Source organism: Rhodococcus baikonurensis (assembly GCF_040489275.1).
Lineage (GTDB): Bacteria > Actinomycetota > Actinomycetes > Mycobacteriales > Mycobacteriaceae > Rhodococcus_F > Rhodococcus_F baikonurensis.
In genome coordinates, this window is sequence record NZ_JBEUOQ010000009.1 from 225,596 (window position 1) to 251,627 (window position 26,032).

Annotated in this window: 21 protein-coding genes; 10 read left to right on the forward strand and 11 right to left on the reverse strand. The window is 64.0% G+C overall.

The window, feature by feature from the left end:
- Positions 1–40 precede the first annotated feature (40 nt).
- Positions 41–991, forward strand: a complete 951-nt coding sequence (locus ABWI03_RS21575; RefSeq protein WP_298776685.1) for a DMT family transporter — start codon at positions 41–43, stop codon at positions 989–991.
- Here the strand turns inward: ABWI03_RS21575 and ABWI03_RS21580 are convergent.
- The 3 genes from ABWI03_RS21580 to ABWI03_RS21590 form a co-directional block, all read right to left on the reverse strand.
- Complete coding sequence (locus tag ABWI03_RS21580) at positions 988–4,290, reverse strand: arabinosyltransferase domain-containing protein (protein ID WP_124566837.1); 3,303 nt, start codon at positions 4,288–4,290, stop codon at positions 988–990. The genes ABWI03_RS21575 and ABWI03_RS21580 overlap by 4 nt on opposite strands.
- 73 nt (positions 4,291–4,363) lie before the next feature.
- Complete coding sequence (locus tag ABWI03_RS21585) at positions 4,364–7,639, reverse strand: arabinosyltransferase domain-containing protein (protein ID WP_298776791.1); 3,276 nt, start codon at positions 7,637–7,639, stop codon at positions 4,364–4,366.
- A gap of 82 nt (positions 7,640–7,721) precedes the next feature.
- A complete protein-coding gene (locus ABWI03_RS21590; protein ID WP_298776681.1) occupies positions 7,722–7,991 on the reverse strand; it encodes a helix-turn-helix domain-containing protein in 270 nt (89 codons plus the stop codon).
- A 49-nt stretch (positions 7,992–8,040) separates the two neighbouring features.
- Here ABWI03_RS21590 and map point away from each other — a divergent pair, with 49 nt between their 5' ends.
- Positions 8,041–8,805, forward strand: a complete 765-nt coding sequence (map, locus tag ABWI03_RS21595; protein WP_095969680.1) for a type I methionyl aminopeptidase — start codon at positions 8,041–8,043, stop codon at positions 8,803–8,805.
- Between the two features lie 16 nt (positions 8,806–8,821).
- Here the strand turns inward: map and ABWI03_RS21600 are convergent, their stop codons facing one another.
- Complete coding sequence (locus tag ABWI03_RS21600; protein ID WP_019746419.1) at positions 8,822–10,654, reverse strand: glycosyl transferase; 1,833 nt, start codon at positions 10,652–10,654, stop codon at positions 8,822–8,824.
- A gap of 335 nt (positions 10,655–10,989) precedes the next feature.
- On the opposite strand from ABWI03_RS21600, the gene ABWI03_RS21605 reads away from it, so the two are divergent.
- Positions 10,990–11,661, forward strand: a complete 672-nt coding sequence (locus tag ABWI03_RS21605) for an MspA family porin (RefSeq protein WP_020968119.1) — start codon at positions 10,990–10,992, stop codon at positions 11,659–11,661.
- 22 nt (positions 11,662–11,683) lie between these two features.
- On the opposite strand, the gene ABWI03_RS21610 is transcribed toward ABWI03_RS21605, so the two are convergent.
- The 5 genes from ABWI03_RS21610 to dprE1 all read right to left on the reverse strand — a co-directional run bounded on the left by ABWI03_RS21610 (position 11,684) and on the right by dprE1 (position 17,233).
- Positions 11,684–12,316 carry a hypothetical protein gene (locus tag ABWI03_RS21610; protein WP_206029639.1) on the reverse strand — a complete coding sequence of 211 codons (633 nt, stop codon included), beginning with the start codon at positions 12,314–12,316 and terminating at the stop codon, positions 11,684–11,686.
- Positions 12,317–12,415: 99 nt separating this feature from the next.
- Positions 12,416–13,024, reverse strand: coding sequence for a TetR family transcriptional regulator (locus ABWI03_RS21615; protein ID WP_124566834.1), 609 nt, complete (start codon positions 13,022–13,024; stop codon positions 12,416–12,418).
- A 73-nt stretch (positions 13,025–13,097) separates the two neighbouring features.
- Entirely contained in the window at positions 13,098–14,951 is a 1,854-nt protein-coding gene (locus ABWI03_RS21620) for a galactan 5-O-arabinofuranosyltransferase (RefSeq protein WP_353798871.1), read from the reverse strand.
- A gap of 90 nt (positions 14,952–15,041) precedes the next feature.
- The gene (gene dprE2 / locus ABWI03_RS21625; protein WP_019746424.1) at positions 15,042–15,803 is read right to left on the reverse strand and encodes a decaprenylphospho-beta-D-erythro-pentofuranosid-2-ulose 2-reductase; all 762 of its coding nucleotides are present in this window, start codon (positions 15,801–15,803) and stop codon (positions 15,042–15,044) included.
- Positions 15,800–17,233 (reverse strand): decaprenylphosphoryl-beta-D-ribose oxidase, encoded by a 1,434-nt coding sequence (gene dprE1, locus ABWI03_RS21630; protein WP_124566833.1) that lies wholly within the window; start codon positions 17,231–17,233, stop codon positions 15,800–15,802. The genes dprE2 and dprE1 overlap by 4 nt, the downstream gene beginning before the upstream one ends.
- Positions 17,234–17,296: 63 nt before the next feature.
- Between dprE1 and ABWI03_RS21635 the strand changes: the two genes are divergently transcribed.
- Genes ABWI03_RS21635 through ABWI03_RS21645 form a run of 3 tightly spaced genes read left to right on the forward strand, consistent with a single transcriptional unit; the run spans position 17,297 to position 19,757 of the window.
- Entirely contained in the window at positions 17,297–17,773 is a 477-nt protein-coding gene (locus tag ABWI03_RS21635; RefSeq protein WP_200317428.1) for a GtrA family protein, read from the forward strand.
- Positions 17,774–17,827: 54 nt separating this feature from the next.
- Entirely contained in the window at positions 17,828–18,754 is a 927-nt protein-coding gene (locus tag ABWI03_RS21640; RefSeq protein WP_296553139.1) for a PIN domain-containing protein, read from the forward strand.
- 19 nt (positions 18,755–18,773) lie between these two features.
- Positions 18,774–19,757 (forward strand): alpha/beta hydrolase, encoded by a 984-nt coding sequence (locus ABWI03_RS21645; protein WP_296553141.1) that lies wholly within the window; start codon positions 18,774–18,776, stop codon positions 19,755–19,757.
- 13 nt (positions 19,758–19,770) lie between these two features.
- On the opposite strand, the gene ABWI03_RS21650 is transcribed toward ABWI03_RS21645, so the two are convergent.
- Positions 19,771–20,397, reverse strand: coding sequence for a TetR/AcrR family transcriptional regulator (locus ABWI03_RS21650; RefSeq protein ID WP_124566830.1), 627 nt, complete (start codon positions 20,395–20,397; stop codon positions 19,771–19,773).
- Positions 20,398–20,608: 211 nt separating this feature from the next.
- Between ABWI03_RS21650 and ABWI03_RS21655 the strand changes: the two genes are divergently transcribed.
- The 4 genes from ABWI03_RS21655 to ABWI03_RS21670 are packed head-to-tail and all read left to right on the forward strand — an operon-like array spanning position 20,609 to position 25,165.
- On the forward strand, positions 20,609–21,400 hold the full coding sequence (locus tag ABWI03_RS21655; protein WP_298776666.1) for a cyclase family protein: 792 nt from the start codon (positions 20,609–20,611) through the stop codon (positions 21,398–21,400).
- A gap of 53 nt (positions 21,401–21,453) precedes the next feature.
- Positions 21,454–22,386 (forward strand): fumarylacetoacetate hydrolase family protein, encoded by a 933-nt coding sequence (locus tag ABWI03_RS21660; protein WP_298776664.1) that lies wholly within the window; start codon positions 21,454–21,456, stop codon positions 22,384–22,386.
- Positions 22,383–23,621: a thiolase family protein gene (locus ABWI03_RS21665; protein ID WP_296553150.1), complete on the forward strand. Its 1,239-nt coding sequence runs from the start codon at positions 22,383–22,385 to the stop codon at positions 23,619–23,621. Before ABWI03_RS21660 ends, ABWI03_RS21665 begins: the two co-directional genes overlap by 4 nt.
- Positions 23,618–25,165, forward strand: a complete 1,548-nt coding sequence (locus ABWI03_RS21670) for an AMP-binding protein (protein ID WP_298776662.1) — start codon at positions 23,618–23,620, stop codon at positions 25,163–25,165. Before ABWI03_RS21665 ends, ABWI03_RS21670 begins: the two co-directional genes overlap by 4 nt.
- Here the strand turns inward: ABWI03_RS21670 and ABWI03_RS21675 are convergent.
- Positions 25,154–26,014, reverse strand: coding sequence for an ATP-grasp domain-containing protein (locus ABWI03_RS21675; RefSeq protein ID WP_298776659.1), 861 nt, complete (start codon positions 26,012–26,014; stop codon positions 25,154–25,156). The genes ABWI03_RS21670 and ABWI03_RS21675 overlap by 12 nt on opposite strands.
- Positions 26,015–26,032: the final 18 nt, after the last annotated feature.

Here is a 26,032-nt window from a genome sequence, read left to right on the forward strand (position 1 = left end):
TTTGCTTGTGCTGAATAGTTAGCGGCAGGAACATTGTCGAGTGACCACTCTGACCTCCGCGACTGCGCAGACACCGACACCCACCCGAACTCCTCGGGGGCGCATCGACCCTCGACTGCTTGTCGTCGGAGGCGCAGCTGCGATCTCGATCAGTTCGCTCCTCATCAAGCTGGCCGATGTCGGGCCTTCGACGGCAGTCTTCTTCCGCTGCTTCCTCGCTTTGCCGCCGCTGTTGTGGTTGGCGTGGCGGGAGTACCGCCGGGTGGGCAAGCCGAGCAGGCGGGCAGTCGTTCTGCAGGTCCTGGGTGGTCTGCTGCTCGGACTGGATTTCGCGTTGTGGTCGCAGTCGATACTCATGATCGGCGCGGGTATGGCGAGCGTCGTCGTGAACGTGCAGGTGATCGTGGTGCCCACACTGTCCTGGTTGGTGTTCGGCAACAAGGTTCCGATGCGCTTCGTCTTTGCCCTGCCGTTCATGTTCACGGGAATCGCCGTGGCGGGCGGCGTGTTCGGGGGCGGGGGCACTGGCGACGAACTGCTGTGGGGAACGGCGCTCTCGCTCGTCTCCGGAATCGCCTACGGCGGCTACATCTTCGTGGTCGGCCGGACGGGCGAGGCGGATCGGGCAGCGAGCCAGGTGTTGATCTCGACGACGTCCGCGGGCATCGCCGGCTCCGCGATCGGATCACTGTGGGGCCGGATCGATTTCGTCCCGGGTTGGGAAGCGTTCGGCTGGCTCGCGGCACTGGCGCTGGTGGGCCAGGTGTTCGGCTGGATGCTGATGGGCCACTCGCTCCCTCGGCTTCCCGCCGAGGTGGGCGCGACGCTCCTGCTCATGCAACCGGTGCTCGCCGTACTGCTCGCGGTTTTGCTGCTCGGCGAACGGCCAGGCGTTGGGCAACTACTCGGGTGCGTCGTCGTTGTCGGAGCGGTCTCGGCCGTCTCCGTACGTCGCACCCGAGCAGTCACCCGAGTAGGCAGCGCAGGCTAGTGCACCCGCATCTCGCCGGGCATCCACATGCCCGAGCGGGTTGCCGTGCCCGTCTCCACCTCTGCCGGAACAGCATTCGGGAAGTACCGGTCGTACCGCTCCAGTGATCCCCAGTCCCGCGCCCAGTCGTCCTTCAGGTACGTCGGAACCGTCGTCGCACCGGCGAGGACCTCGGTGAACCCGAGTGGGCCACCGTTGTCCGCGGACTGCCAGGTGTCGGTGGAGCTGACGGCCAGGGGACGGTCCGGGAGGATGCGGAAGTTCGGCATCTCGGCCACACCGTTCTGATGTGTGAACGGACGTTGGCACGGGAACTGAAGGCCGACAGCCCAGTCCAGGAGGACCGGCTGCTCGTTGCCGATGTACGAGTTCAGGGACTCGAGCTTCGGCACGCGCGGCGGCGTGAATGCCATCCACTGATCGCCTGTGAGGTTGGGATCGAACGCGACCACTCGAACGGCGTCGGCGTCCGGCGCGAGTTCGTCGATGGGGATGCGGACGTTGCGCCACGACGGCGCGGGCCCGATGTCCCGCGGCATGTACGAACCCTGGACCTGCACGGTTCCGTCGGGCTGAGTTTTTCCGTACTCGACCAGCAGCGACTGGCCGTACGTGATCGCACCGGTGTTGTCGACGGACCACACGCGGCCCGCCACGGACATGACCACCAGCGGTGATTCTTCACTGCGAGTGGGCAATCCGTACCAACTCGAGATGAGGGAAGCAGGTTCCTGCACGCCGGGCTGGTAGCTGCCCATGACCGGCGTCTTCGACGGATCGAGACCGAAGGGGAGTTTGGCCGTGCTGCCGTTGACGCCGATGTTGCCGGTGCCGCCGCTGGTTCCGGCGCCGGAACCGGTGGCGAAGCTGGGGCCGACACTCTGGGTGTCGGTATTGCCCATGCCCTGCTTGACTTCGATGTAATCCGCAGTCAGATCGCTCGGAACCCCATTGGGGGAGAAGCCCTTCGAATCAACTCCGGACAACGGATCCTCGGCGTTGAATCCGGGAGCGGTGAGCGGACGTAGATTCCCGGAATTGACGTCGGTCTCGACCAGGACGTCCTCGGCCATGCCGCAGGTCTTGCCCGCGAGTGCCTCGATGTTGCTTCGGCCCAGCGAGTACGCCGGGTACTGCGACACCGCTCCCTTGAGCAGCGAGAGCACCTCGAACAGGACCATCAGACCGGCGATCACGGTGAGCGGAGCGGCCGCGAACTTGCGAATTCGTCTGCCCTTGGCCGTGTTCGGCTTCTCGGGCGGAGCTGCAAATCCCTCACGCAGATACTGCCAGGCGGCAAAGGCCAAGGCGAGAGCAAAGAGCGCGAGGAACAGTGTGTTGGATTCACGGCCGTCGTAGGAGATGGTCTTGTCGAACCACGGCACGCCGTAACTCGAGACGTACCAGTAGCCGTTGATACCGGCGAACGTCAACGCCAGCATCAGGAGCAGTCCGGCCACGAACACCGATCGGTTACGACGTGAGCGCAGGGCCGACGCGGACACGGCGACGGCGGTCAGCGCGGCGAGAGAACCGGCGATGCCCGCGTACGCACCGAAGTGGTGAGTCCACTTGGTGGGGTTGAACATCATCAGGAACATCGTGCCGAAGACGACGCCGACCAGGCGCCACGACGGACCGGTTGCCGCGCCGGGGACGCGGCCGCGGCGCAACAACACGAAGAGCGTCGTGAAGAGGCACAGGATCATCGTCAAGAACGCGAAGCGTCGGGCAACCGAGCCGTCGACGGTCTGGACGAAGAGGTAGTAGTAGCGCAGGAAGTCCTGGTACCACTCGAGATTGGGCCCGATGATCGTTCGGACGCGCGTGGCTTCCATGACGCCGGCAAAGGTCTGGTCGGCGAAGATGACCACCAGCACGATGGTTCCGGCAGCGGCGATCGGAGCGAGAAGCGGCAGTGTGCCGACCAGTCGGTGACGCTTGACGACGATGCGCACCAATGGGCGCACACCGGCGAGAAGGGCTGCGATACACATCAATCCGGTGGGTGCGGCGGCAAGAGTGAAGGCACCGATCAAGATTGCGGTGGCCGCGGGAAGCAGGCGTCCGGTGGCGATGGCGCGCTCGATGGAGCACCAGGTGAGCAGTGCGCCGAGAGCCACGATGGGCTCGGGGCGAAGACCGTTGTTGTACGCCAGCCAGAAGGACAGGAACACCAGCCCGCCGGTCCACAGGGCGACGTTGCTCCGGCGAACCGCCCGGCCGAGACGCGGGACGACCTCGCGGCTGATGACCATCCAGCAGAGGATTCCGGCGAGCAGAGCGGGCAGGCGCATGAACGGGCTCGCGGTCGAGATCTTCGCCATCACGGCCAGCACTTCGTAGTACCAACCGAACGGAGCCTCGGGAACGCCGAACCAACGGAAGTAGTTGGCCATGTATCCCGCGTCCGGCGAGACTCGGGCCATGGTGAGGAGATAACCGTCGTCGGCGGTGTTCGCGCCGATGAAGTGCCAGACGACCAGTGTGCCGACCACAACTCCGTCGATGCCGGAGAATTTCCACCAGCGTGCGGGCAGGAAGCGTCGGTGCTTGCGGCCGTCGGTGCCGTCGAGGCGGGCCAGGGCGATCAGCGCGACGATGGTCGAGAGGACGGCCACGATCATCGCGACCAGCTTCACGACGCTGGGGCTCGACGAGAATCGTGAGTCGATCGTCATCGAGAAGCCGAGGCCGTCGGGGGCAGCGCCGTCGGGCAGGTCGCTGAAGACACCGACCACCTGCGGGCGGAAGTCGCCGTCGAGCTGGCCACGAATCGGGTTGCCGTCGGGATAGGTCAGTCCGACGAACTCGGCGGCGGTCCGATTGACGTCCGAGCTGAACGCGATGGCTCCGCAGCGACTCGACTCGACGTCCTCACGCGCCGCCGAAGCGACCACGACGTTGCGATCGAGCACGTCGACGCTGGTCGCGGACACGCGGACGAACATCGAGGAGAGTGCGGCGCCGTCGCCCTGAGCAGGCGCTGTCGACATGAGGATGCCGCCGCCCTCGGGCAGCGAGCTGACCGCGGTGCAGGGGATCGACGCGTTGACGTCGATGGGAACCTGCGCCATCAGAGGTGCCTCGACGTCGCCGATCACGCCGTTCTGTGGCCAGTTGACCGTCGCCGTCGTCTGCACGACAGGAAGCAACGGAGTTGCCAGTGCGAGCACGAAGCCGAGCAAGCCGGCGATGATCGCGACCCATCGAGTGCGATGGAAACGCTCGCGGGCATCCTGACCAGCAGGAGGCGGCGAACTCGAAGTCTGAGGTGAAGCTGTCACGGCGTCGGGCACGGCTACCGATGGTATGTCAGGGCTGAGCGTGGACCTACCGTGCCCGGGTGGTTGGTAGGTCCACGCGTAACAGTTACGACTGGTAACGAATCGGGCCCGGTGTCCAGGTGCCCGACCGGGTCTCGGTGGTGACGTTCATCTGCGCGGGAACCGCGTCCGAATCGAGCGGTGTGTACTGCTCGAGCGAACCCCAGTCCCGATCCCAGTCGTTGTCCAGATAGGTGGGCAACGCTCTGGCCGAGAGCAGTTCGCTGGTCCAACCGAGTGGTCCGCCGCCGTAGTGGTCCTGCCAGGCGTTGGTGGACTCTGCGCCGATGCGGTCGGGCAGGATGCGCCACTCGGGGATCTCGGCGACGCCGTACAGATGATCGACCGGACGTTGGCACGGGAAGGCCAGACCGACGGCCCAGTCCATCAGGACCGGATCGGTGGATCCGACGACATCCTGCAGCGTGCGCATCGTCGGCACTCGCGGCGGTGTGACCGCCAGCCACTGGTCCGCACTGATGTCGGTGTCACTGGCGACCAGACGCACGGTGTCGGCGTCGGCGGGCAGCTGATCCATCGGAACGCGCAGGTTGCGCCACGACGGCGACGGGCCGATGTCGATCGGATCGACTCGTCCCAGCGCGTCGACGCTTCCGTCGGCCTGCTTCTTGCCGTACTCGACCTGCAGTACCGCGCCGGGGGTGACGATGCCGTCGGAATTGACGTAGCGAATACGTCCCGCCGCCGCGACGGTGAGGAGCGGTGCGGCGTCGTTGCGCTCGGGTAGTGAGTACCAACCGGTGGTCAGCGACGCGTTCTGGGGTGCTCCGTAGCTGCCGAGCACCGGCGTCTTTGCGGGATCGAGCCCGAACGGGAGCGCGACGTTGCTGCCGTTGACGCCCGCCGTGGACTGCGAGCCGCCGGCAGTTCCGGATCCGGTTCCGGGCGTGGTGGTGGTGCCGGACTGAGATGTGGTCGTGTCGAGGCTGTTTGCACTACCTGCCGTCGAGTCTTCGGCATCGGCCGTGAGATCGCCTGCGACCCCGTCCGGGGAGAATCCGGTCGATTCGCTCGCGCCGAATGCACCGGCGCCGGCGAGATCGGTGGGCCTGTCGACCAATTGCAGAACGCCGGCGTTCGGATCGGACTCGACGAGTACCTCGCCTGCGAGACCGCAGCTGCCACCGAAGACCGATTCGATGTTGGACTTGCCGATCGAATACGCCGGGTACTGCGCGACTGCTCCCTTGAGTAGGGACAGCACCTCGAAGAGCACGACAGCTCCCGCTGCGATGGTCAACGGTGACGGGGCGAGGAGGCGAAGGCGCCTTGTCTTCTCGACGCTGTCCGTCTTCTCGACGCCGTCTTCTGTGCCGTTTCGCTCGCGCGGCTCCATGACGTGGTACCAGGCTGCCAGCAGCAGCGCGAGGATGGTGAGGCCGAGGAAGGCCGTCGAGAATCCCTTGCCGGCGATTGACGGCGGCTTGTCCCACCACGGGACGCCGTAACTCGAGACGTACCACCAGCCGTTGGAACTCGTGAACGCCACAGCGAGGATGAACAGGATGCCGGCGGCGAACAGCGCGCGGTTTCGTTTGGAACGCATGCTCGACGCACTCACGCCGACGGCAGCGAGCACGGCCACCGTGGCGGCCAGCCCGGCGTACACGCCGAAGTGGTGAGTCCACTTCGTCGGGGTGAACTGCATCAGGAGCAGCGATGCGAACACGATGCCGAGGATTCGGCGCGACGGTCCGATCGCGGTGCCGGGGATCCGGCCCTTGCGCAAAATCATCATCACGCAGAAGACGAGTCCGACGATCATGACGAACATGCCGAAGCGGCGCGCCAGTGAACCGTCGGGGGAAATGGTCATCAGTGCGTCCCACCGCAACCGTTCCTCGAACCACGGAACGTTCGGTCCGACGGCGGTTCGCACCCTGGTGGATTCGAGAACTGTCGCGAGGGTTTGATCTGCGAAGACGGCGACGAGCACCACGGTTCCGGCCGCGAGGATCGGCATGATCTGGGACAGGAAGCCGACGCGCTTGCCGCGGGCGATCAGGATCTGCAGGATCGGCCGGGCGCCGGCGATCAACGCGCCGATCGCGATCAGACCCGAAGGCCCGGCGGCCAACGAGAATGCGGCGATCAGCACCGCCATCGCGGCGGGCAACAGACGTCCGGTGGCGATGGCGCGTTCGATGGAGCACCACGTGAGCAGAGCGCCGAGGGCGATGATGGGCTCGGGACGCAGGCCGTTGTTGTACGGCAACCAGAAGGCGAGGAACACGAGCCCGCCGGTCCAGATGGCAACCTTGTTGCGGCGCACCGCAACACCGAGTCGCGGTATCACCTCGCGGCTGATGACCATCCAGCACAGAATGCCGGCGATCAACGCGGGCAGGCGCATCCACATGCTCGCGGTGCTGACCTTCGCGAACAGAGCCAGCACGTCGTAATACCAACCGAAGGGCGCTTCGGGGACGCCGAACCAACGGAAGTAGTTCGCCATGTACCCGGAGTGCTCCGAGACTCTTGCCATGCCGAGCAGGTAGCCGTCGTCGGAAGTGTTGGCGCCGAACACATGCCAGAGCGCCAGCGTGCCGATAACCAGGGCGTCGATGCCGGTGAACTTCCACCACCGTGCCGGTAGGAACCGCCGTGCACGACGGCCGTCGACGCCGTCGATCCGGTGCAGTGCGTACAGCGAGACGATGGTCGAGAGTGCCGCGACGATCATCGCGAACAGTTTGAGAAGTGTGGGGCTGGACGAGAACCGGGAGTCGACGTCCATGTGGGCGGACAGTCCGGCGGGCGCTGCGCCCTGCAGGTCGGTGAAGATGCCGACCACCTGTGGGCGGTAGTCGCCGGTCAAGGTGGCGCCGACGCCGTCGATTCCGGTGACGGCCGCGACGGTCTGCTCGGAGTTGGTCGTGATGGTGAGCGCGGTGCATCCGCTCAGTTGATCGAGCGGGGCCGAGATCAACACCGAATCGCGGGTGAGTGCTTCGAGGCGGTCGGCCGTGGTGCGGACGGTGAGGCCGCGAGCGTTTCGGTCCGGAGCACCGTTCGGCATGGTCGAGAGCAGTGTGCCGCCGCGCTCGCCCAATTGGCCGAAGGTCGAACACGGGATGCTGATGTCCAGCGATGTGGGCGAGTAGGAGATCAGCGGCGACGAGACGCTGTTGACAGTCCCACCCTGCGGCCAGTCGATGCTCGCGGCTTCCTGCTTGACGGGCAGGAAGGGCGTCGCGAGTGCAAGTAGCAAGCCCAGAAGGCCGGTGACTATCGCGATGAGTCGTGCCGTCCGGACTCTCTGGGAATCCGATTCTCGGGGAGCGTCGGGGCCAGTGGGCACGGGTTTCGGGGGCACTACTACTTCAGACGGCACAAGGAACGATGTTAGGCGAGTGCGGGCCCGCACATCCTGAGAGAACTACTCAGGATGCAACTTCCCGTTCGGATTGTGGTGTTTCAAGTGTTCGGGCGATGGTGTCGAGTGAAATACCCAACACTTCCGCGACCGCGCTGATGGTGAAGAAGGCGGGTGTCGCGATGCGTCCGGTTTCGATCTTGCGCAGAGTTTCGACCGAGATCCCGGCGTCGAGCGCTACTTGAACCATGCTTCGGTCCCCCCGCGCTGATCGCAGCAGTTCACCCAGTCGTAGTCCTCGTTCGAGTTCTTCCGCCGTCAGCGGCACGCGCACCATGTGCTTATAGTAATACCGGTATAGTTATTCGACAAGGAAGGTGTTCGAGATGGTCGAAATCAAGACCGCAGGCGAAATCGAGGCGATGGCGGCGGCGGGAAGAATCACGGCGCAGGCTCTGGCTGCGGCGCGTGCGGCAGCGAGCGTCGGGGTGACGTTGCTCGAACTGGACGCCGTTGCCGCGGAGGTTATCTCGGCAGCGGGTGCCTCGGCACTGTTCTTGAACTACCGGCCGGCAACGGCGCCGACACCGTTCCCCGGCGCCATTTGTGCGAGTGTGAACGATGCCGTGGTGCACGGTATCCCGAATGGGTACCGACTCCGTGACGGTGACCTGGTCAGCATCGACTGCGGGGCGAGACTCGACGGTTGGTGTGGTGACTCCGCCATCAGCTTCACCGTCGGGCAGGGGAGCAGTGAGGATCAGGCACTGATCGACGCGACCGACGAGGCACTTGCCCGTGGCATTGCCGCCGCTCAGCCCGGAAACCGATTGGGCGACATCGGTGCCGCGATCGGACAGTACGCGCGCGGCCGCGGGTACGGCATGCTGGCCGATCACGGTGGGCACGGCATCGGCCGCGAGATGCACGAAGGGCCGGACGTGCCCAACGAAGGTCGAGCAGGCAAAGGCTTCCGGCTGCGGCCCGGCCTGGTCATCGCCATCGAACCGATGCTCATCGCCGACGGAACCGACGACTACCGGCACGACGCCGACGGGTGGACCCTCCGTACCGTTTCGGGCGCCAGGGCTGCGCACAGTGAGCACACGGTCGCGATCACCGAAGACGGTCCGGTGATCATGACCCGCTGATCAACCCTGCAGTTGGCTAGCTCTGGTTCGAGGTCTTGCCGCTCACGAGGTCTCGTACGTCCCACACCCACACGTCGTCGACGCGCTTGGCGTCGAAGCCGACCAGCTCGTCGACCGTGTGGCGCAGGGCGTCGTCGCCGGAGAATCGGGGAAGCACCAGGACGTCGGCGTGCCAGTACCGCAGGTCGGTCAGCGCGTTGGCTCTGGTGCCCACGTCGATCAACGGAACCTTGCCGGTTTGTTTGGCATTGACCAGCAGGGTCGAGGTGGGCCGGGACTCGGCGCCGTAGATTCCGGCGCGGGTCTTCGAATCCGGGCCGACGAAGTACCCGCCGGCGATGGGGAAGCCGAAGTCGGCGTCGACCTGCCAGCTCAGTGCGCGGGCGTCTTCGGCGCTCGCGACGGGGACCGTCACCAAGGTGCCGTCGCTGACGTAGTTCTCCCACGAGCCGCTGGTGATGAATTCTGGGGTCGCAGATCGCTGATCGGCGTCGATGGGCGTCGGGATGAGGGGAATCATCGCGACGGCGAGCGCCACCAGCCAGACACCGGCCGCCGTGCGGCGCGGTCCACGAAGTTCGACGAAAGCGCGGTAGGTGCCGAGGGTGAGCAGCAGTCCGATCGCCGGAATCGCGCCCATGGCGAATCGGGATTCGAGCACCGATTCGAACAACGGCAAGTCGGCGAGGAGTTTCCACGGCAGGGTGATGCCGGTCTTGTCACCGTCGATGGTCAGTTCTGACCCGAGTGAGAGCACACCCATGACCACGATCACGGCGGCCGCAGCGCGGGTCAGGCGGATGCGCCACAACCACACCGTTGCACCGAGAAGCAGGAGCACCAACGGCCAGCCGAAGTACGCGTTCTCCTCGGTCGGGTTCATCCGGAACTCCGCGCCCTCGGGATCGCCCGCGACCGATTCGGTCGGGAACGTGGTGAGTGCAGCGGTGTCGTTGCCGGCCTGACCGTGTGAGACGCCGTCGTAGCTCGCCGGGCCGAAGAACTGCGACCACAGCGGCACCGCGGTGATCAGGAGTGTGACTGCGCCGCCGATCACGAGGCCGGGCATCGCGCGCTTGATCGCCTGGCGGGACTTGGCCAGGTCGGGCAGGGCGTAGGCGGCGCCGAACACCATGGCTGACATCGTGAAGATGAGGAGTGGCTCTTCGCCGAGGAAGATCTGCCACGCGACGAGTAGGCCGAGAACGATTCCGTCGCGAACCGGGCGTTTGCCGTTCGAGATGCGTACTACCTGCAAGAAGATGAAGGGGAGTACGAAGAAAGCGACGAAGTTCGGATGGCCGTTGGCGTGCGAGATCATGGCGGGCGCGAATCCGCAGAACCCCGCTCCGACGGCGGCGGCGATCTTGGAGCGGACGGAGACACCGGTCAGTACGTGCCGCGAGAATGCCCAGTACCAAGCGATGGCGGTGCCGCCGAGTCCGGCGGTCAGCCCGATCGCATACGTGGCCGTCGGTCCGAAGATCAGCGTGATCGGGGCCAGCGGGATGCTGATGCCGAACATCGCGGTGTTGGCCATCAGGTTCACGCCGAGCGGGTAGTTCTGCAGGTCACTGAACAGCGGGCTGCGGAACTGGGCGAGCGCGTGGGCGGTGTCGGCGAAGAACCATTCCCACATCGCCTGATCGCGTCCTGCGTTGAAGAGGTAGCCGGACTGAAGATCGCTCCACAGGTTCGACATCACGTAGATCGCTGCGACGGTGAACGTCGCCATGATCGCGAGGTCCACAAGACGCCCACGCTGGACGACCGAGCGCCGCACTGCTGAACGGACTCGCCCTGGACGTGCTTCTTCGAGCAGTTGGACGTCGGGCAAGGTCTCGGTCATGCAGTCGGTGCCTTTCGGTTCTGGCGCCCATCCCTGAAGTGGCAGTTCTCAGAAGTTCGGGGTGGCCTATTTAGGTCTCGATTCGATAACTTCCACTGTCAGAGTAACGAACAAAACGGTTCGCGTCCGCGAGCGGGCGTAGTCAGCGGGACAAACCGGTCCGCCCGACTTGTCCGGAAAGTAATGTTTTCGTGCATCGTTTGACGGGTTCGTGACCGGGGTATCGCAACAAGGATCTTGCTCGCGTTTGTTCAGGCAGCCCCGACGAATCCCATCCTCGACGAAGAGTTGGAACCTACGTCCGGGGCCTATACTGGATGGGATGGTGCTTGTGCATGTCGAAGACAGCAGTTCGCAGTAGCGCAGTGGGAGCAGTGGCCCTGTTGGCCGTTGTCCTGGGGGGTGGGACGGCGTCGGCAGGCGTCGACAACACCAGTTCGATCACCGACGTCAAAGGAAATCGGATAGAGGTCTACCAGGCTGACACCGCTATCCACGTCTTTCCGCCTCTCGACAGCTCACCGCTGAGCGTCGAGTTCTTCCACGACGGGGTTGCCGGCGTGAAGATCGACGGGCCGGACGCAGCAAGTTTCACCGGCACGAAGCTGACGATCGGTTATCAGATCGGCTATCCGATCGCGTTGACCGGCGCGACGGTCGTTCTCAACAGCCCCGGTCTCGACTGGGCTGTCGAGAGTGGAACCAACCTCGGTATCGGTCTGGTTCCGGACTTCGAACTGGGCCTGGACATTTCGAACGGGTTCGCCATCGGCGGCGACATCATTCCTTCACAGGAACTGGACGTCGATCTGGCGCCGGGCGGTATCACCGACGTCGCGCTGCTCGAAGATCAGGAATTCGACGGTCCCGAAGCGGCCGTTCGGCTTTCCGGAGTTCACGGATACGTTCAGGGAGCAATCGGGCCGGTGACCATCAGGCCGTACGCGAAGGCTGTCACCTCGAATGGCGATACCGTAGTTACTTACGGTGTGCCGCAACGGTTGTAGTGCAGTACCGGCGCTCCCGCCGTCACGCTGCAACAGCGTGGTGGTGGGAGCGTTCCGCGCTGTGAGTGGTTGACGCGGTGCCACGAATAGGCTCCGCGTCCGCCCAATGAGCGCTGCGGGAAACACTCACGAGCTTCGCGACCAGTCGTGCCGCGATCCACACGAGGTACACGGCGGTGATCAGAAGCAGGAGTGCCCAGTCGTGCGCGAAGAATCCGACTATCCCGCCGATCGTGAACGCGAGGGCGACAAAGACGACGCGCCCGCCCACGTCGGTCTCGACCAGATACTCGGGTTCGACCGGGTCGTCGGGTTCGCTGGATTCATCGACGTCCCCAGCCGATTCGGCTCTGGACTTCTCGTGGTGTTCGGTCGGGATCTCGAGCAGTTCGCCCCATTCGAGCACCGCAACGGTGTGCGCGGTGTCGGTCGGGATCGCGCGGTAGTCGCGAGACTCGGACACGTCGATGAGAGCCCTTGCCAGAGTGAGGACTTCGATGCGGTTGCGAATCGCGACACTCAACACTTCGTGAAAGGCCTGCTCGCGCCCGAACGGTTTGCCGCGAGCAATGACCAGAACATGCTCTGCGGAATCGAGAACTGCACGATGCGGTACAAGCTCGCGGCTTTGCGCAACGAGTTCGCTCACTGTCATCACCTACCCCGCCGGTGGTTGATGCGGCCGTTTGCTCGACTGCGCTTGGAGGGGCTGAGTACCCCGGCAGTTTCGGAAACAAACTCGCCGGGTGGCGTGTCAGATTTGCGCAGCCGGGGCCGAGAGTGCTCCGAGGCAACTTTCGATCAGGTCGGCCACGATGACGTGAGCACGTTCTCGGCTGTCGACGCGGCCCTCCCAGGTGGCAAAAGTGACGACGGCGAGCACGGTCAGAGTTCCCGCCCGAAGCTCGGCGATTTCTGCCGGCAACGAGGACGCAGCGACGATCCGTCGCTGGACTTCGCGGAAGCTCTCGGCCTGCATGTGATCGCGGATGGTCGACGACATGGCCGGGTCGAAGATCGACTGCACCAGGAACCGTGCGTACAAAGTGCCCTCGCGGTAGATGGTCTGTTCCGCCAACGGCAGGACCAGAGCCTCGACGAGAGCACGCATCGTGGGCGGATCCGACTCCAGATCCAATGCATCGAGCAAGTCACGCCGACGGTCACCGGCAGGTCGCATTCTGGACTCGACGACCGCCGCCAGCAAACCCTCGCGTGAACCGAAGTGATACTGCGCAGCCGACTTGTTGGCTTGCCCGGCTTCGGTCTGAACATCTCGAAGCGTCAGAGCGGCCAGACCTCGCTCGGCAACCAGACGCTCGGCTGCATCGATCATTGCCGCTCGGGCATCGGTTCGGGTCACGGTATGAAGTTAGGGGTGCGCCGGGGTCGCGTCAACGACCCCGGCGGTAAGCCTTTTGTGACGTATCTCCTGGTTAGATCGCGTCAGAGCGGGTAACGACCACAAACGGGCCCTGCTCTGTGACTGTGAATCGCGGATCGTCGAACAGTTCCTTGGGAAACGTGACCGTGTAGCGGCGGACGTTCGGGTCGTTGGGATAGACGTCCTCGGCCAACCGCAGCGTGTACCCGTCGGCGCCCTGGCGGAAGACGAAGGCGTCGGGGCTGCGCCACGGCGCCGAGTCCAGTGCAGCTATCAGTTCGTCAGGGGTCTTCAGTTCCGACCACTGCTCGATCAGCGCGGCGCGGGCGCGGAAGTCGGCGAGCGGGTTCGCGTAGTGCGACGTCAATCCTTGGAAGCCGAAATACGGGTAGAAGCTCAGGAAGCCGATGTCGGCAGTGAGCACCACTGTGTCGTGGGGATCGCGTCCCAACTGCTCGCGGATGATCCGGTCGATGTCGGCGTAATTGGCTTCGGCCCCGGGTGGCCTCTTGTCGCCGCGCTCACCGTTGCCGTCGGTATCGCTGTATGCCACAGCGATATCCGGTGCCAGCACCTGCGGGATGTTCTGCGCGAAGGCGATGGCTCCGATGACACCGAGTGCAACCAGTACCGCTTTGACACGGGGATTTTCGCTGGTGGCCAGGACGATCCAGCCGGCGAACTCGAAGAAACCGAACACACCGGCGGCGGCAAGCAGTCCGATCAGCACTGGCTCCAGCCGGAATCCGAGGAGCGTGCTGCCGGCAACGGTGAACGTCATGGACAGCAGCGCCCACAGATAGACGGCAATGACACCGATACCGAGTGCTCGGGCGCGGCGGGAGAACAGGAACCGCGAAATCAGCCAGACCGTGCCGAGTAGGCACAGGCCGCCGACGAGCGAGAAACTCAGCATCGGGAAGGGCAGCACCGCACCGGAATCGGGGAGGTAATGCATTGCCGTGCCGGATTCTGCGGTGGCACCGGAGAGTGCCTTCAACAGGTACGGAGTCCAGACGGTCAGAGCGACCAGTCCGGAGATCACGGCGATGACAGCGAGCCTGACGAGGGGGCCAAGCGCGGCTTTCCACGTGTTCTGGGCGCGTGCGGCAAGTACTGCGGCAACGACGGCCATCAGAGTCACGGCGAAGGCGGCGAATCCGAGGTACAGCGTGTAGACGGTTGCGGCGAAACCGAGGAACAGGCCCGTTCCGAGAATTGCGCCGGCTCCGGCAAATCGAGAGGCACCCGGGCGACCGAGAGCCCCCCACGCCAGGATCAGCACCGGCGGGATCAGGAGGTTGATGACGGCGCCGTACGCCTCGGGAGAGTTGTACGCCAACACGACGGCAGTGACGGCCAGTGCTGCGACGACGGCCCAATCGCGTCGAATCAGCTTGGTCCACAACACGAGTGCGACGACGGCGACGACAGCCAGGGAACCGATCGCATAAGGCTTGAAGGCTTCCCAGCCGTCCATGCCCAGTAGGTTCGCGACGCGTCCACCGATCCAGAACCAGCCGGCCGGGTAGAACGGCGGCAGATCCACGTACGTCATGTCCTGCAGCGCAGCAGAATCCGTCAACCGGGTCAGGTATTCGGTGCGAAACTGCTGATCGACGGAGACGCCGTGCAGATACAGACTTGTCGCCGCGAGGGGAAGACCGAGCGTCGTGGTGACGAAGCCGGAGAGCCCTGCCCACGAGAGGAGCTTCGCGACCCGCTCGGCCTTGCGGGCGCGGAACATCAGAACCGCGATACCGATCACCGCGATGCAGAGCACCTGCAGGACCGTCGTGACCGCCTGCGTGACGTTGGACGAAGTGAACGCCGGCCACTGCACTCGGCCGAAAGCAAAGAGCCCGACAGCGGCTACAACAGCGGCGACCAGCGCTCCGAGGACCATTTCCACCACCGTCGCCGTGGCATTACGCCACGGCGACGGGGTCGAAAGGTCTGTACTCGGAGCAGTTGTTGTTTCTGGCACGGGAGGAGCTTAAACCGGCAACTTCCGGAAGATCGGGCGCGGCACGTGGCGAAGACCCATCATGACGAAGCGCCACGGGCCGGGAGTCCAGACGATTTCCTTGCCCTTGTCCGAGGCGGCAACAGCGAGCTTCGCGACGATGTCCTTGTTGACCGTCAGCGGAGCTTCCTTGACGTGGGCGCTGAACTGGGTGCGCACCATGCCGGGGCGAACGACGGTTACCTGCGGTCCGAATTCCGCGAGAGCCTCGCCGAGTCCGAGGTAGAAGCCGTCCAGGCCCGCCTTGGTGGAGCCGTAGACGAAGTTGGCACGCTTGACGCGCTCGCCGGCAACCGACGACATCGCGATGATCTTGCCGAAGCCCTGAGCCTTCATCTTCTCGCCGAGAAGAACGCCGACCGAGACGGACGCGGTGTAGTTGACGTTTGCCACCAGAACGGCCTTGCGCTGGTTCTGCCACAGCTCTTCGGAGTCACCGTCCAGTGCGAAGGCGACGATGGCGACGTCGACGTCCCCGTTGGAGAACGCCTGGTCGATGACCTTCGGGTGCGATTCGAAATCAACGGCGTCGAAGTCGATGAGCTCCACCGAGGTGGCGCCCTTCGCTTCGAGCTGCTTGACCGCAGCTTCGCGTCCCGGGTCGCCGGGAAGAGCCGCCAGAATGACGCGGAGCGGCGCCTTCTTCAGGTATTCCTCACAGATGGCGAGGCCGATCTCGGAGGTTCCACCGAGAAGCAAAACGGTTTGCGGGTTACCTACAGCGTTGATCACAGTTCCAGCCTTCTGGACATATCGGAGGCGAAAACGCCTGTGGGGTCGTACTTGCGGCGCGTCGCGATCCACTCGTCGATGCGCGGGTACATGGCGTGGAAGGTTTCCGCGGACGTTCGCGAATCCTTGGCCGTGTAGAGGCGTCCACCGAATTCGAGGACACGCTTGTCGAGTTCGGTGACGAACTCGTTCAGGCCCGGCTTGATCCGGAAGTCGACGCAGATGTTCCAGCCCGGGATCGGGAAGCTCAGCGGCGCCTGGTTGCCCTCGCCGAACAGCTTGAACACGTTGAGGAACGAGTAGTGCCCGCTGCGCTGGATGTCGACGATGATCTTCTTGAACTCGTCGACGGCCTCGGGCGGAACCACGAACTGGTACTGCAGGAATCCGTTGGATCCGTACGCGCGGTTCCACTCACCGAACATGTCGAGGGGGTGGTAGAACTGCGTCAGATTCTGGACCTTGCCGCGATACTTGCCGGACTTGCGGAACCAGACCTCACCGATCGCGGTGAAGTTGAACTTGTTGGCCAGCCCGTTCGGGAAGACGTCGGGGAACGTCAGCAACTGCGGTGCATCGAATGCGAGCGGGTTCTTCTGCAGCTTGGCCGGAAGCTGATCGAGCTTCGCCAACGATCCGCGCGAGACTGCCGCACGACCGAGCTTCGGGGGCGCGGAAATCGCGTCGAACCAGGCGCTCGAGTACTCGTAGTTGGCCTCGCTGCCGTCGCTGTGCAGCGCGATGGTCTCGTCGAGGCTGTTGGTGACGTCGCCGTCGGCAATGAAGTACGCCGTCTCGGTCGGTGTCATCTTGATGGTGGCGCGCAGGATGATGCCCGTCAGGCCCATGCCGCCGATCGTGGCCCAGAACAGCGCGGCCTTGGGGTCGTTGCGCCCGCCCTTGGGGGTGAGAGTGCGAACCTTGCCGTCGGCCGTCAGCAGATCCAACGACACGACGTGGTTGCCGAAGCTGCCCGCGCTGTGGTGGTTCTTGCCGTGGATATCCGAGCCGATGGCGCCGCCGATCGTGACCTGGCGAGTACCCGGCAGGACCGGAACCCACAGGCCGAACGGCAGAGCAGCCTTCATCAGCTGGTCCAGATTCACGCCGGCGTCGACATCCACCAGAGCGGTGTCGCGATCGATGCGATGAATGCGGCTGAGTGCATTCATGTCGACGACCAGCCCGCCGGCGTTCTGCGCCGGGTCGCCGTACGAGCGGCCGAGGCCGCGCGCGATGACGCCGCGTCGCAGATGTGAGGGCTTGGAATCGTTCTGTTCTGCAACCTGGGCGACCGCGTTCGCGATCACTTCCACGTCGGGGGTGGACAGCACCTGTGCGGTGGTGGCGGCGGTGCGTCCCCAACCGGTGAGGGTGCGGGCTTGGGTGTGGAGAGCCGGCTTCGGCGTCTCTTCTGCTGTCGTGGACATCAAGGTAGAGGTTACCTGGGAGTAGTGCCGACGGCTCCGACTCGAGTGGTTACTCTCGTCGTCGTGCCCGAAACACCTGCAAGTCACCAGCACGAACCCCACGTCCCGCTGCCCGTCGAGATTCCGGTCACGACGGACATCGCCGACGACGCGTTGGACCTGAAAACGCAGATCGTCCGGTTCGTCGCGACGGGTGGGTTGTCGGCGGTCGTGGACTACGGGCTGTACGCATTCCTGTTCAAGGTCGTCGGCCTCGATCTGAGCGTGGCCAAGTCGATCAGCTTTATTGCCGGCACTACGACGGCGTATCTGATCAACCGGCGGTGGACGTTCAAGGCCGAGCCTTCTCGCGCCCGCTTCATCGCTGTCGTCGCGTTGTATGCGATCACTTTTGCGGTTCAGGTCGGGCTCAACGCGCTGATGGTGCATGTGCTCGCCGACGAGTGGTGGCGCATGCCGCTGGCCTTCGTCATCGCGCAGGGCACCGCGACGGTCATCAACTTCATCGTTCAGCGGGCAGTGATCTTCAAGATCAAGTAACGGTTCGGGGTGGATTAGCGCATTCGTCCGGTTTCGTGGGAGAGAATCGAGCCCATGATCATCGTTCTCGATTCTTCGGCCCTGACCAGGGGCGCACGGTTCGACGCCGCCATCGCCGACGCTCGCGCACTCGGACACCGCGTCGTCGTGCCGCGATTGGTCGTTCTCGAAGTTGCGAGTCGCTATCGCGAGGAATCGGCGGAGATGATCGCGGCCCTGAGCGTCCAGGCGCGCATGTACGACCGACTGGGATTGCGGCGCGACCTCACCAGATTCGTCGACGCAGCTCACGACAAGGCCGACGGCTATGTCGACGACGTGATCGAAGACCTCGTGGCGATCGGTGTCGAGGTGGTCGATCCAGTCGACGTGTCGCATCTCGAGGTGGCCGAGAGGGCGATCTCGCTGCGTCGGCCCTACACCGACAAGAAGAAACGTGACGGATATCCGGCGACCCTGAACTGGCTGACCGTGCTCGATCTTGCCGACCGGAACCCGGGCGTCGACGTGATCTGGGTCAGCTCCGACGCACGGGCGTACGGCGACGGCGAAGACGGGGTCTGGCACGCGGATCTCGCGCGTGAACTGGCGGCGCGCGGCCTCGAGTATCGGGTCCGGTGGGCGTCGGACATCCCGCTGATCGACGGACCGGTGCAGGTGGAGCAGGTGGCTGAGGTCGCACCCGAGGCCCCGGTTGCTCAGGGCTTCGTGGAGCCGGAAGCGGTCGTTCCAGCAGAGATTCCCGAACCCGCGGCCCCTGTGGTTCCCGCAGCGCCCGTCGTTCCGGAGGCACCGCCATCAGCTCCCGCACCCAAGCCCGTACAGCGCGCAGCGCGGACGAGAGTTGCGCCGCAGCGCATCGAACCCGCCCCGAAAGCTCAGTCCGGTGGACTGCGCGGTCTGGGGAAGGTCATCGGCGGGCGGAAACGAAAGGTCACGATCGTCGACGATCTCGACGAAGTCGACCTCTTCGGTGCCTGATCGCTTCTAATCTGGACAGATGTCTCTGTTGCCGACTGTCAGTCGTAGGACCGGAACTCGATACGGCAGGCCGAGTATCGAATCGCAGGTCCTCTACAACGCGTGTCGATGGATGCTTCGGCCAGTGGTCGGGATCGCTCCGCTGACGCCTGGCGCCATGCGCCGCGCCGCAGTGCTGGACTCGGCCGCGGGTGTACGCATTCCCTCCGGGATCGATCGGGAAGCGATTCGTTTTCCAGGTTTCGACGGTGAGCTCGTGCGGACGGCAGGCTCGACGGCTGATCTGCGCGACGGTGTAGTTCTCTACCTGCACGGCGGCGGGTTCATGTGTTGCGGGCTCAACACGCATCGACCGGTGGTTGCCGGCATCGCCAAGCGAACCGGCCTTCCGGTCATGCACGTCGCGTATCGGCAGTTGCCGAGCACGAGCATCAGTGGGTCCGTCGACGACTGTCTGGGTGCATACCGGTGGCTCCTCGAACAGGGAGTATTGCCGGAAAAGGTTGTCTTCGTTGGTGATTCGGCCGGAGGTTTCCTGGTTTTCGCGACGGCGCTTGCAGCTGTTTCCGCCGGGCTCGAGGTTCCGGCCGGACTGGTCGGACTCTCGCCGCTCCTCGATCTCGATTGCACCACCAAATCGGTTCACGCCAATGCTCGACGCGACGTCATCGCCCCGGTGTCGGCATTGATAGCGATCGGAAAGCTTGGCGGACAGACGAACTCACCTGTCGACGGCGATCTGGCCGCGCTGCCACCGTCGTTGCTGATCGCCGCTGAATCCGAGGTTCTCAGAGTTGATTCGGAGGTGATGGCGCAGCGGCTCGCCGCCGCGGGGGTGCCGTGCTCGCTGCAGATCTGGAACGGTCAGGTTCACGCGTTTCCCGCCGTGTGGCCTGGCTTGCCGGAGAGCCGGGCTGCGTTACGCGACGTTGCCAGGTTCATTCGCACCAGGCTCGATGCGGTCCCACCCCAGGCCGCGGGCGAAAGTTGTTCGGGAAGTTGAACTTCCGTTCCACCTATGGATTCTCGTGTGCTGCCGGATTCTCGTGCCCTGACGTTGCGGTAGATGCCATCGCGCGGGCATAGATCGATTCGAGTTCGGTTACCGCCGAACGTCGATCGACGTTGTCGGGATCGAGGCGATGTTGGAGGTTGATTCCGAGAGTGCCGGCCAGAAGGGTGACGGCAACCAACTCCGGATTGGCGACCGGTGTGTCGATCGAACGCAGGTAGTCCGCGTACAGCGTTCGCATTGCGACGTACTGCTCTGCGTAGGTCTCGCGGATGGTGGACCCGGGAATCACGGCTTCGATCAGGATGGTCGAGAAGATTCGTGCCTCGGGGTACGACATCAACACGAAGTTGGCTTCGATCAATGCTTCGATTCCGGTCGCCGAGGATGATGCCAACTCTGCGCGCAACTTCTCCATGCCCCACCGGAATGCGTCTTCGACGACGGCTCGTAGAAGCCCGTCTTTCGATCCGAAGTGCCAGGCCACAGACCCTCGGCTGATGCCGGATCTTTCCGCCACGGCTTGTACGGACATAGCGGCCGACCCGCCTTCCGCAGCCAGTTCGGCCGCGGCCTTCACCAGTCGCCGTCTGGTTTCCTCGGAAATCTCCTGCTTGCGTGTCGACGCCATTCGGTGTTCCTGCCTTCTTTCGTTCTCGAGTGCAGCCAATTCCGGCACGCGGTGACGTCGACGTGCCCGTCGGGGCCGAGACCTGCGCACCGGCACTCATGCTACGAGGCCGGCCATCGGACGGCCGTATTCCTCTCTCGATACCCTCTTGCCTATGTTGATCGTCCAGTTCTATGCTGAGCGTCCAATAACTTAACGGAAATGGGCGGACATGGAACTCATCGATCTGACTAGAACTCTCGATCCGGCCGATCGGGAACTGCTCCCCGAGGGTTTGAAGGCACTGGCTTCCGTCGTTGCCCCCTCGGTGGCCTACTCGCACCCCGCAGGTGCCGGACGCGACGAGTTCGCGGCAGCACTGCAGTGCGGAGTTCATGATCTTCCGGACGGTGAGGGGTGGGGATCGGAGATGTTGAGTGAGTTCAACAGCCATCTGGGCACACACGTCGACGCGCCGTTGCACTACGGATCAACCTCAGAGGGTAAGCCTTCTCGCACGATCACAGACATCGCGTTGGATGAATTATTCTGCGAGACAATGGTGCTCGACCTGCGCGGCCGGTGCGAGGCGAATCAGCCGATCTCGGTGGACGCGCTGAAAGCTGCCCTGGCGGAAAACGGTGCGTCCGTTCCCCAGAGTGGTGCCGTGTTGCTCCGTACCGGACAAGAGAGCTTCACCTTGGCCGATCCAGGGTTCTTTCAGTATCCAGGGATGAGTCGCGAAGGCACGCTGTTTCTCGCCGAGCAAGGCGCGAAGGTGCTGGGCACCGACGCTGCCGGCTGGGACTTGAGCTTTGCAGTAATGGCGCAGAAATTTCGTGACACCGGCGACAACTCGGTTCTCTGGGACGGGCACCGGGCCGGACGCGAACGTGAAGTATTCATCGTTCAGCAGCTGTCGAACCTCGCCGCGCTTCCGCCCTCGGGATTTCACGTGGCGTTCTTCCCGATCAAGCTTGCGCGAGCCAGCGCTGCCCCGGCTCGTGTGGTCGCGTTCGTCTGAGCAAAATTCCCGCCTGACTTAACGAACAATTCAGTGAAAGGTATTGATTCACAGTGAAACTTGCGACCGTCGAATACGAAAAGACCCAGCAGACGGCTCTGGTGACGGGCAGCGGCGAGCAACTGTTGTTACTCGAGCGAGCTCATCATGATGTGACGGGAAAACCGGCTCCAGAACTGGAAACCATGCAAACCATCATCGAAGGTGGTCCGGCGGCACGGGAGATCCTGGATCGGCTTGCAGACGAGCAGCCGGCAAGTGCAATCGTCGACGCGGATGATGTGCGCTGGATGTCGCCGCTTCCTCAGCCGGTCCAGATCCGAGACTTCGGCTGCTTCATGGATCACTTCCGCAACGCTCGCGCCCGAATTCAAGGGGTCGCACTCGAGGACGTCGAACTGCCGAAGATCCAGTTGGAGCGCCCGCTGTATTACATAGCGAACCGATTGGCGATGACCGGACACGAATCCGACGTCGTGTGGCCCGAGTACTCGAGCCTGCGCGATTACGAACTCGAATTCGCCTGTGTGCTGGGGCGCGGTGGAAGCGACATCTCACGCGCGGATGCCCCTGCGCATATCTTCGGTTACACCATCTTCAACGATTTCAGCGCCCGCGATACTCAGCTCGAGGAGATCTCCACCGGACTCGGTCTCAGTAAGAGCAAGGACTTTTCGAACGCGAATGTCCTCGGCCCCTGGATCGTGACGGCCGACGAAGTCGGTGATCCATACCAACTCGAGATGACCGCGAGAATCAACGGAGACGAGGTGAGCCGAGGAACCAGCGCCGACATGGACCATCGTTTCGAGGACGTGATTTCGTTCGCCTCGACTTCCACGCGGCTGTACCCGGGTGAAGTCTTCTGTTCCGGCACCGTGCCGAGTGGATGCGGCTTGGAACACGGGCGGTTCCTCGAACCGGGAGACGTAGTCGAACTCGAGGTCGCCGGCCTCGGTGTATTGAGGAATCGAGTGGTGGCGTGAGCGGCGAAGTCATGGTTCTCGGTGTCGGCGCGACTCCCTTCGGGCGGCACGCCGATACCTCGGCCTCGGAATTGGCGGGGCGTGCGGCGATCGATGCCGTCGAAGACGCGGGCCTGACCCGCGGTGACGTCGGTGCAGTCTTCTACGCGACCGTCAGTCAGAAGGCGATCGACCGGCAGCACATGATCCCAGGCCAGATTGCCTTGAGGCCTTACGGTTTCGGTGGAGTCCCGGTCGTCAATGTCGAAAATGCCTGCGCCGGCGGGGCAACGGCACTCTGGCTGGCGATCGCCCACGTTCGCGCCGGTCTGTCCGAGGTCGCATTGGCGGTCGGGGTGGACAAGCTGGTGTGCTCGGATCCGGCTCGAAGTCTGGAGGTGTTCGACGGTGCGCTCGACGTTGCGCATCGCGACGAGACGCTCGCCGGCCTCGCTTCCCTCTCCGCTCCGGTGCCGGGTGAACTCGGATCGCAGGGTGAGCGTTCGGTGTTCATGGAGATCTACGCTTCTCTTGCTCGGGCGCACATGGAGAGATTCGGAACGACCGAATTCGAACTCGCGTCCGTAGCAGCCAAAAATCATGCGCATTCCGTGCACAATCCGCGGTCGCACTTTCGCAAACCCTTCACTGTCGACGAGGTGCTTGCCGCGAGGCGAGTCGCGTGGCCTCTGACCGTTCCGATGTGCTCGCCCGTCAGTGACGGTGCAGCGGCGGTCGTTGTGACCACTGCAGACTTTGCGCGAAGGCACGATTCCTCTCGGCGGGCGGCGCGGGTACTCGGTTGCAGCTTGGTGTCAGGCACGGATCGGGCCGCAGATGACGTGGAGAGTCACATCGGTCGCCGAGCGGCAGTGAGCGCATACGAGGAAGCCGGAGTCGGGCCAGGCGATGTGGATGTGGCAGAGGTCCACGACGCCACGGCCTTCGGTGAAGTACAGCAGGTCGAGAATTTGGGGTTCTGCCCGATCGGTGAGGGCGGCGCATGGTCGGCGTCCGGTGCGAGTTCATTGGGAGGCGTGCGTCCGGTCAATCCGTCAGGTGGGCTCGAATCCCGTGGTCATCCGGTCTCGGCAACGGGACTGGCGCAGGTCTTCGAGCTTGTCACGCAGTTGCGTGGACAAGCAGCGCGGCGACAGGTTCCCGGGGCTCGAATCGCGGTCGCAGAGAACGGCGGAGGTCTCTACGGCATCGAGGAAGCCGTCGCCGCGGTCACGATCTTGGGAGGGCCACGATGAACGCGGACATGATGAACGATGAACCGATGGCGCCAGGCTTGCACGAGCAAGCGGGATATGCGGATCTGATTCTGTCGGCGCTGCGACGCCGACCAGACCACATCGCGTTTCGATTCACGGATCGGAACGGTGATCGGGCCGAGCTGACATATCGGCAGACCGCGGAACAGATCGAGCGGATTGCAGGTGTCCTCGGTAGCCTCGCTCTGCCGGACGGAGGCGGGGTAGCCCTGCTGGCGGGTCCGTGTCCTGAAGCATTCACGGTCATGGCCGCGGCGTGTCTGGCGGGCGTGCGCTACACGGCACTCCATCCGCTCGCGACCGAAGAGAACGACAGGATGGTGCTGAAAGACAGTGGTACCGATCTCCTGTTGGTTGCCGACGGACAGTTCCAGGCGCGCGCCGAAGCGGCGCAGACTCGAGTGATGTCACTGTCAGCCCTCGAATCGGCGTGTGAATTAGTTACGGCGGGAACAGGTTCAGGCTTCGGCGGTCAGGGTCGAGCTTTGTATCTCTTCTACACCGGTGGAACTACCGGTGAGCCGAAGGGCGTCATGCTCAGGGATCGATCCTTGGTCGCCAATGCCTGGGCCTGCACCACGTGGGAGTGGCCGGCTGATACCACCATGCTGCTCACTACGCCGATGTCTCATGCTGCCGGTCTGCTCGTCGCACCCGGTCTGCTGCGAGGTGCAAGCTTCGAGTTGCACCGGTCGTTCGACCCGGACAGGGTTGTCGATTCAATCGAAAATGACGGAGTCACAGCTACATTCGTCGTTCCTACGATGCTCTACGCCTTGCTCGACCATCCACGTCTGTCGGATGCGAATCTGTCCGGGCTGAACTGGATGCTTTACGGTGCTGCACCCATCGACCCCACCAGGCTCGCGCAGGCAGGGGCGGTGTTCGGGCCGATCCTCAGCCAGCACTACGGTCAGGCCGAAGCCCCGAATGCGTTGACGGTGCTCGATACACGTGAGCACACGGACGATCCCGCAGTTCTGGGGAGTTGTGGGCGCGCGATGCCAGGTGTCGAAGTGGTGTTGTTCGACGAGCAGGGAAACGAGACCGCGACGGGCGTACCCGGCGAGCTTTGTGTGCGAGGTCCGCTCGTGATGGACGGCTATTGGAACAAACCTGAACAAACCGCTGCAGCGCTCGCGAATGGGTGGTTGCACACCGGCGACGTTGCTCGGATCGACGAAACTGGGCTCATCTCGATCGTCGACCGCATCAAGGACACAATCATCAGTGGTGGATTCAACGTCTACCCGCGCGAAGTCGAGGACTCGCTCGGACGTCATCCCGCAGTGGCCGCCTGTGCAGTATTCGGTGTCCCCGATCCTCAATGGGGAGAAGCGGTTACCGCGGCAGTCGTACTGAAGACGGGATGGTCGGTCACGCCCGAGCAGCTCGTCGCACACGTCAGATCACACAAGGGCCCGATCTGGGCGCCCAAGGAGATTTCAATTCTGGAAGCGTTGCCGCTCACTGCCTTGGGGAAGGTCGACAAGAAGGCACTCCGAGGAGCTTCACAGACCTAGAGACGCGACAACTGCACATGCGAGGGCGTCGGCAGATCCGGGGGCGAAGGGCAGGAAGAGTTCGGGCTCGATCAATTCCACTTCCATGAGTAGTGGTTGATCCACCGGCCCCACGACGTCCACACGCGCATAAAGCAATTCGCCGGGACCGCAGGGGGCTGCGGCCAGCGCCGCGTCGGCCACCGCGAGTTCGGCGGTGGACGGTTCGTGGACGTGGTTGGTTCCGCCGTGGAACTCCTGCACACGGAAATCGTTGGTGGCCGGGATCTTCCGGACGGCATGGGAGTAACGCCCACCGAGGTGGATGATCGAGCGCTCACCGTCGACGACGTCCGAGATGAAGGGCTGAACCAATGCGTCGTTACCGCCGTCGAGGATCGAGCTGAGGTGAGTGCGGGCCTGCGCGGACCCCGCGGCAAACTTCCCCACTCCGACAGCGCCGGCTGACACCGCAGGCTTGACGATGACGTCGGCACTCTCGAACGAAGGGAGGGTGAGTGTTTCGCTCCTTCCGGGGGTGATCACCGCAGTGGGGACGATGGGGACGCCGGCCGCGGCAAGTTCAGTCAGGTATCCCTTGTGGGCGTTCCACTTCACGATCGAGAGCGGATTGGCGATCGGGGCGGTCAGCTGAGCGAGAACGGCAAGAAATTCGTCGAGGCGCTGGGTGTAGTCCCAGGTCGAACGGATCAGAACCAGGTCGGCGTCGATGTCGTGGAGGGACGGACTCGACCACGGCGCCATTGTCGACGCAACGCCGTAGGTGGTGAGAGCTTCCATGACGAGTTTGCTTTCGACATCCGCCTCGCGGGCGGCGCCGTCACAGGTGAGCAGGAGAACCGTGGTCATGTCACGATGCTTTCACGG

Bases quoted from the DNA above. Each gene is read 5' to 3' on its own strand.
- ABWI03_RS21590 (WP_298776681.1), bottom strand. From the start codon at position 7,991: ATGGTGCGCGTGCCGCTGACGGCGGAAGAACTCGAACGAGGACTACGA.
- dprE1 (WP_124566833.1), bottom strand. From the start codon at position 17,233: ATGTCCACGACAGCAGAAGAGACGCCGAAGCCGGCTCTCCACACCCAA.
- ABWI03_RS21620 (WP_353798871.1), bottom strand. From the start codon at position 14,951: ATGGTCCTCGGAGCGCTGGTCGCCGCTGTTGTAGCCGCTGTCGGGCTC.
- ABWI03_RS21610 (WP_206029639.1), bottom strand. From the start codon at position 12,316: ATGACAGTGAGCGAACTCGTTGCGCAAAGCCGCGAGCTTGTACCGCAT.
- ABWI03_RS21675 (WP_298776659.1), bottom strand. From the start codon at position 26,014: ATGACCACGGTTCTCCTGCTCACCTGTGACGGCGCCGCCCGCGAGGCG.
- ABWI03_RS21640 (WP_296553139.1), top strand. From the start codon at position 17,828: ATGATCATCGTTCTCGATTCTTCGGCCCTGACCAGGGGCGCACGGTTC.
- ABWI03_RS21645 (WP_296553141.1), top strand. From the start codon at position 18,774: ATGTCTCTGTTGCCGACTGTCAGTCGTAGGACCGGAACTCGATACGGC.
- map (WP_095969680.1), top strand. From the start codon at position 8,041: ATGGTCGAAATCAAGACCGCAGGCGAAATCGAGGCGATGGCGGCGGCG.
- ABWI03_RS21600 (WP_019746419.1), bottom strand. From the start codon at position 10,654: ATGACCGAGACCTTGCCCGACGTCCAACTGCTCGAAGAAGCACGTCCA.
- ABWI03_RS21655 (WP_298776666.1), top strand. From the start codon at position 20,609: ATGGAACTCATCGATCTGACTAGAACTCTCGATCCGGCCGATCGGGAA.
- ABWI03_RS21670 (WP_298776662.1), top strand. From the start codon at position 23,618: ATGAACGCGGACATGATGAACGATGAACCGATGGCGCCAGGCTTGCAC.
- ABWI03_RS21605 (WP_020968119.1), top strand. From the start codon at position 10,990: ATGTCGAAGACAGCAGTTCGCAGTAGCGCAGTGGGAGCAGTGGCCCTG.
- ABWI03_RS21650 (WP_124566830.1), bottom strand. From the start codon at position 20,397: ATGGCGTCGACACGCAAGCAGGAGATTTCCGAGGAAACCAGACGGCGA.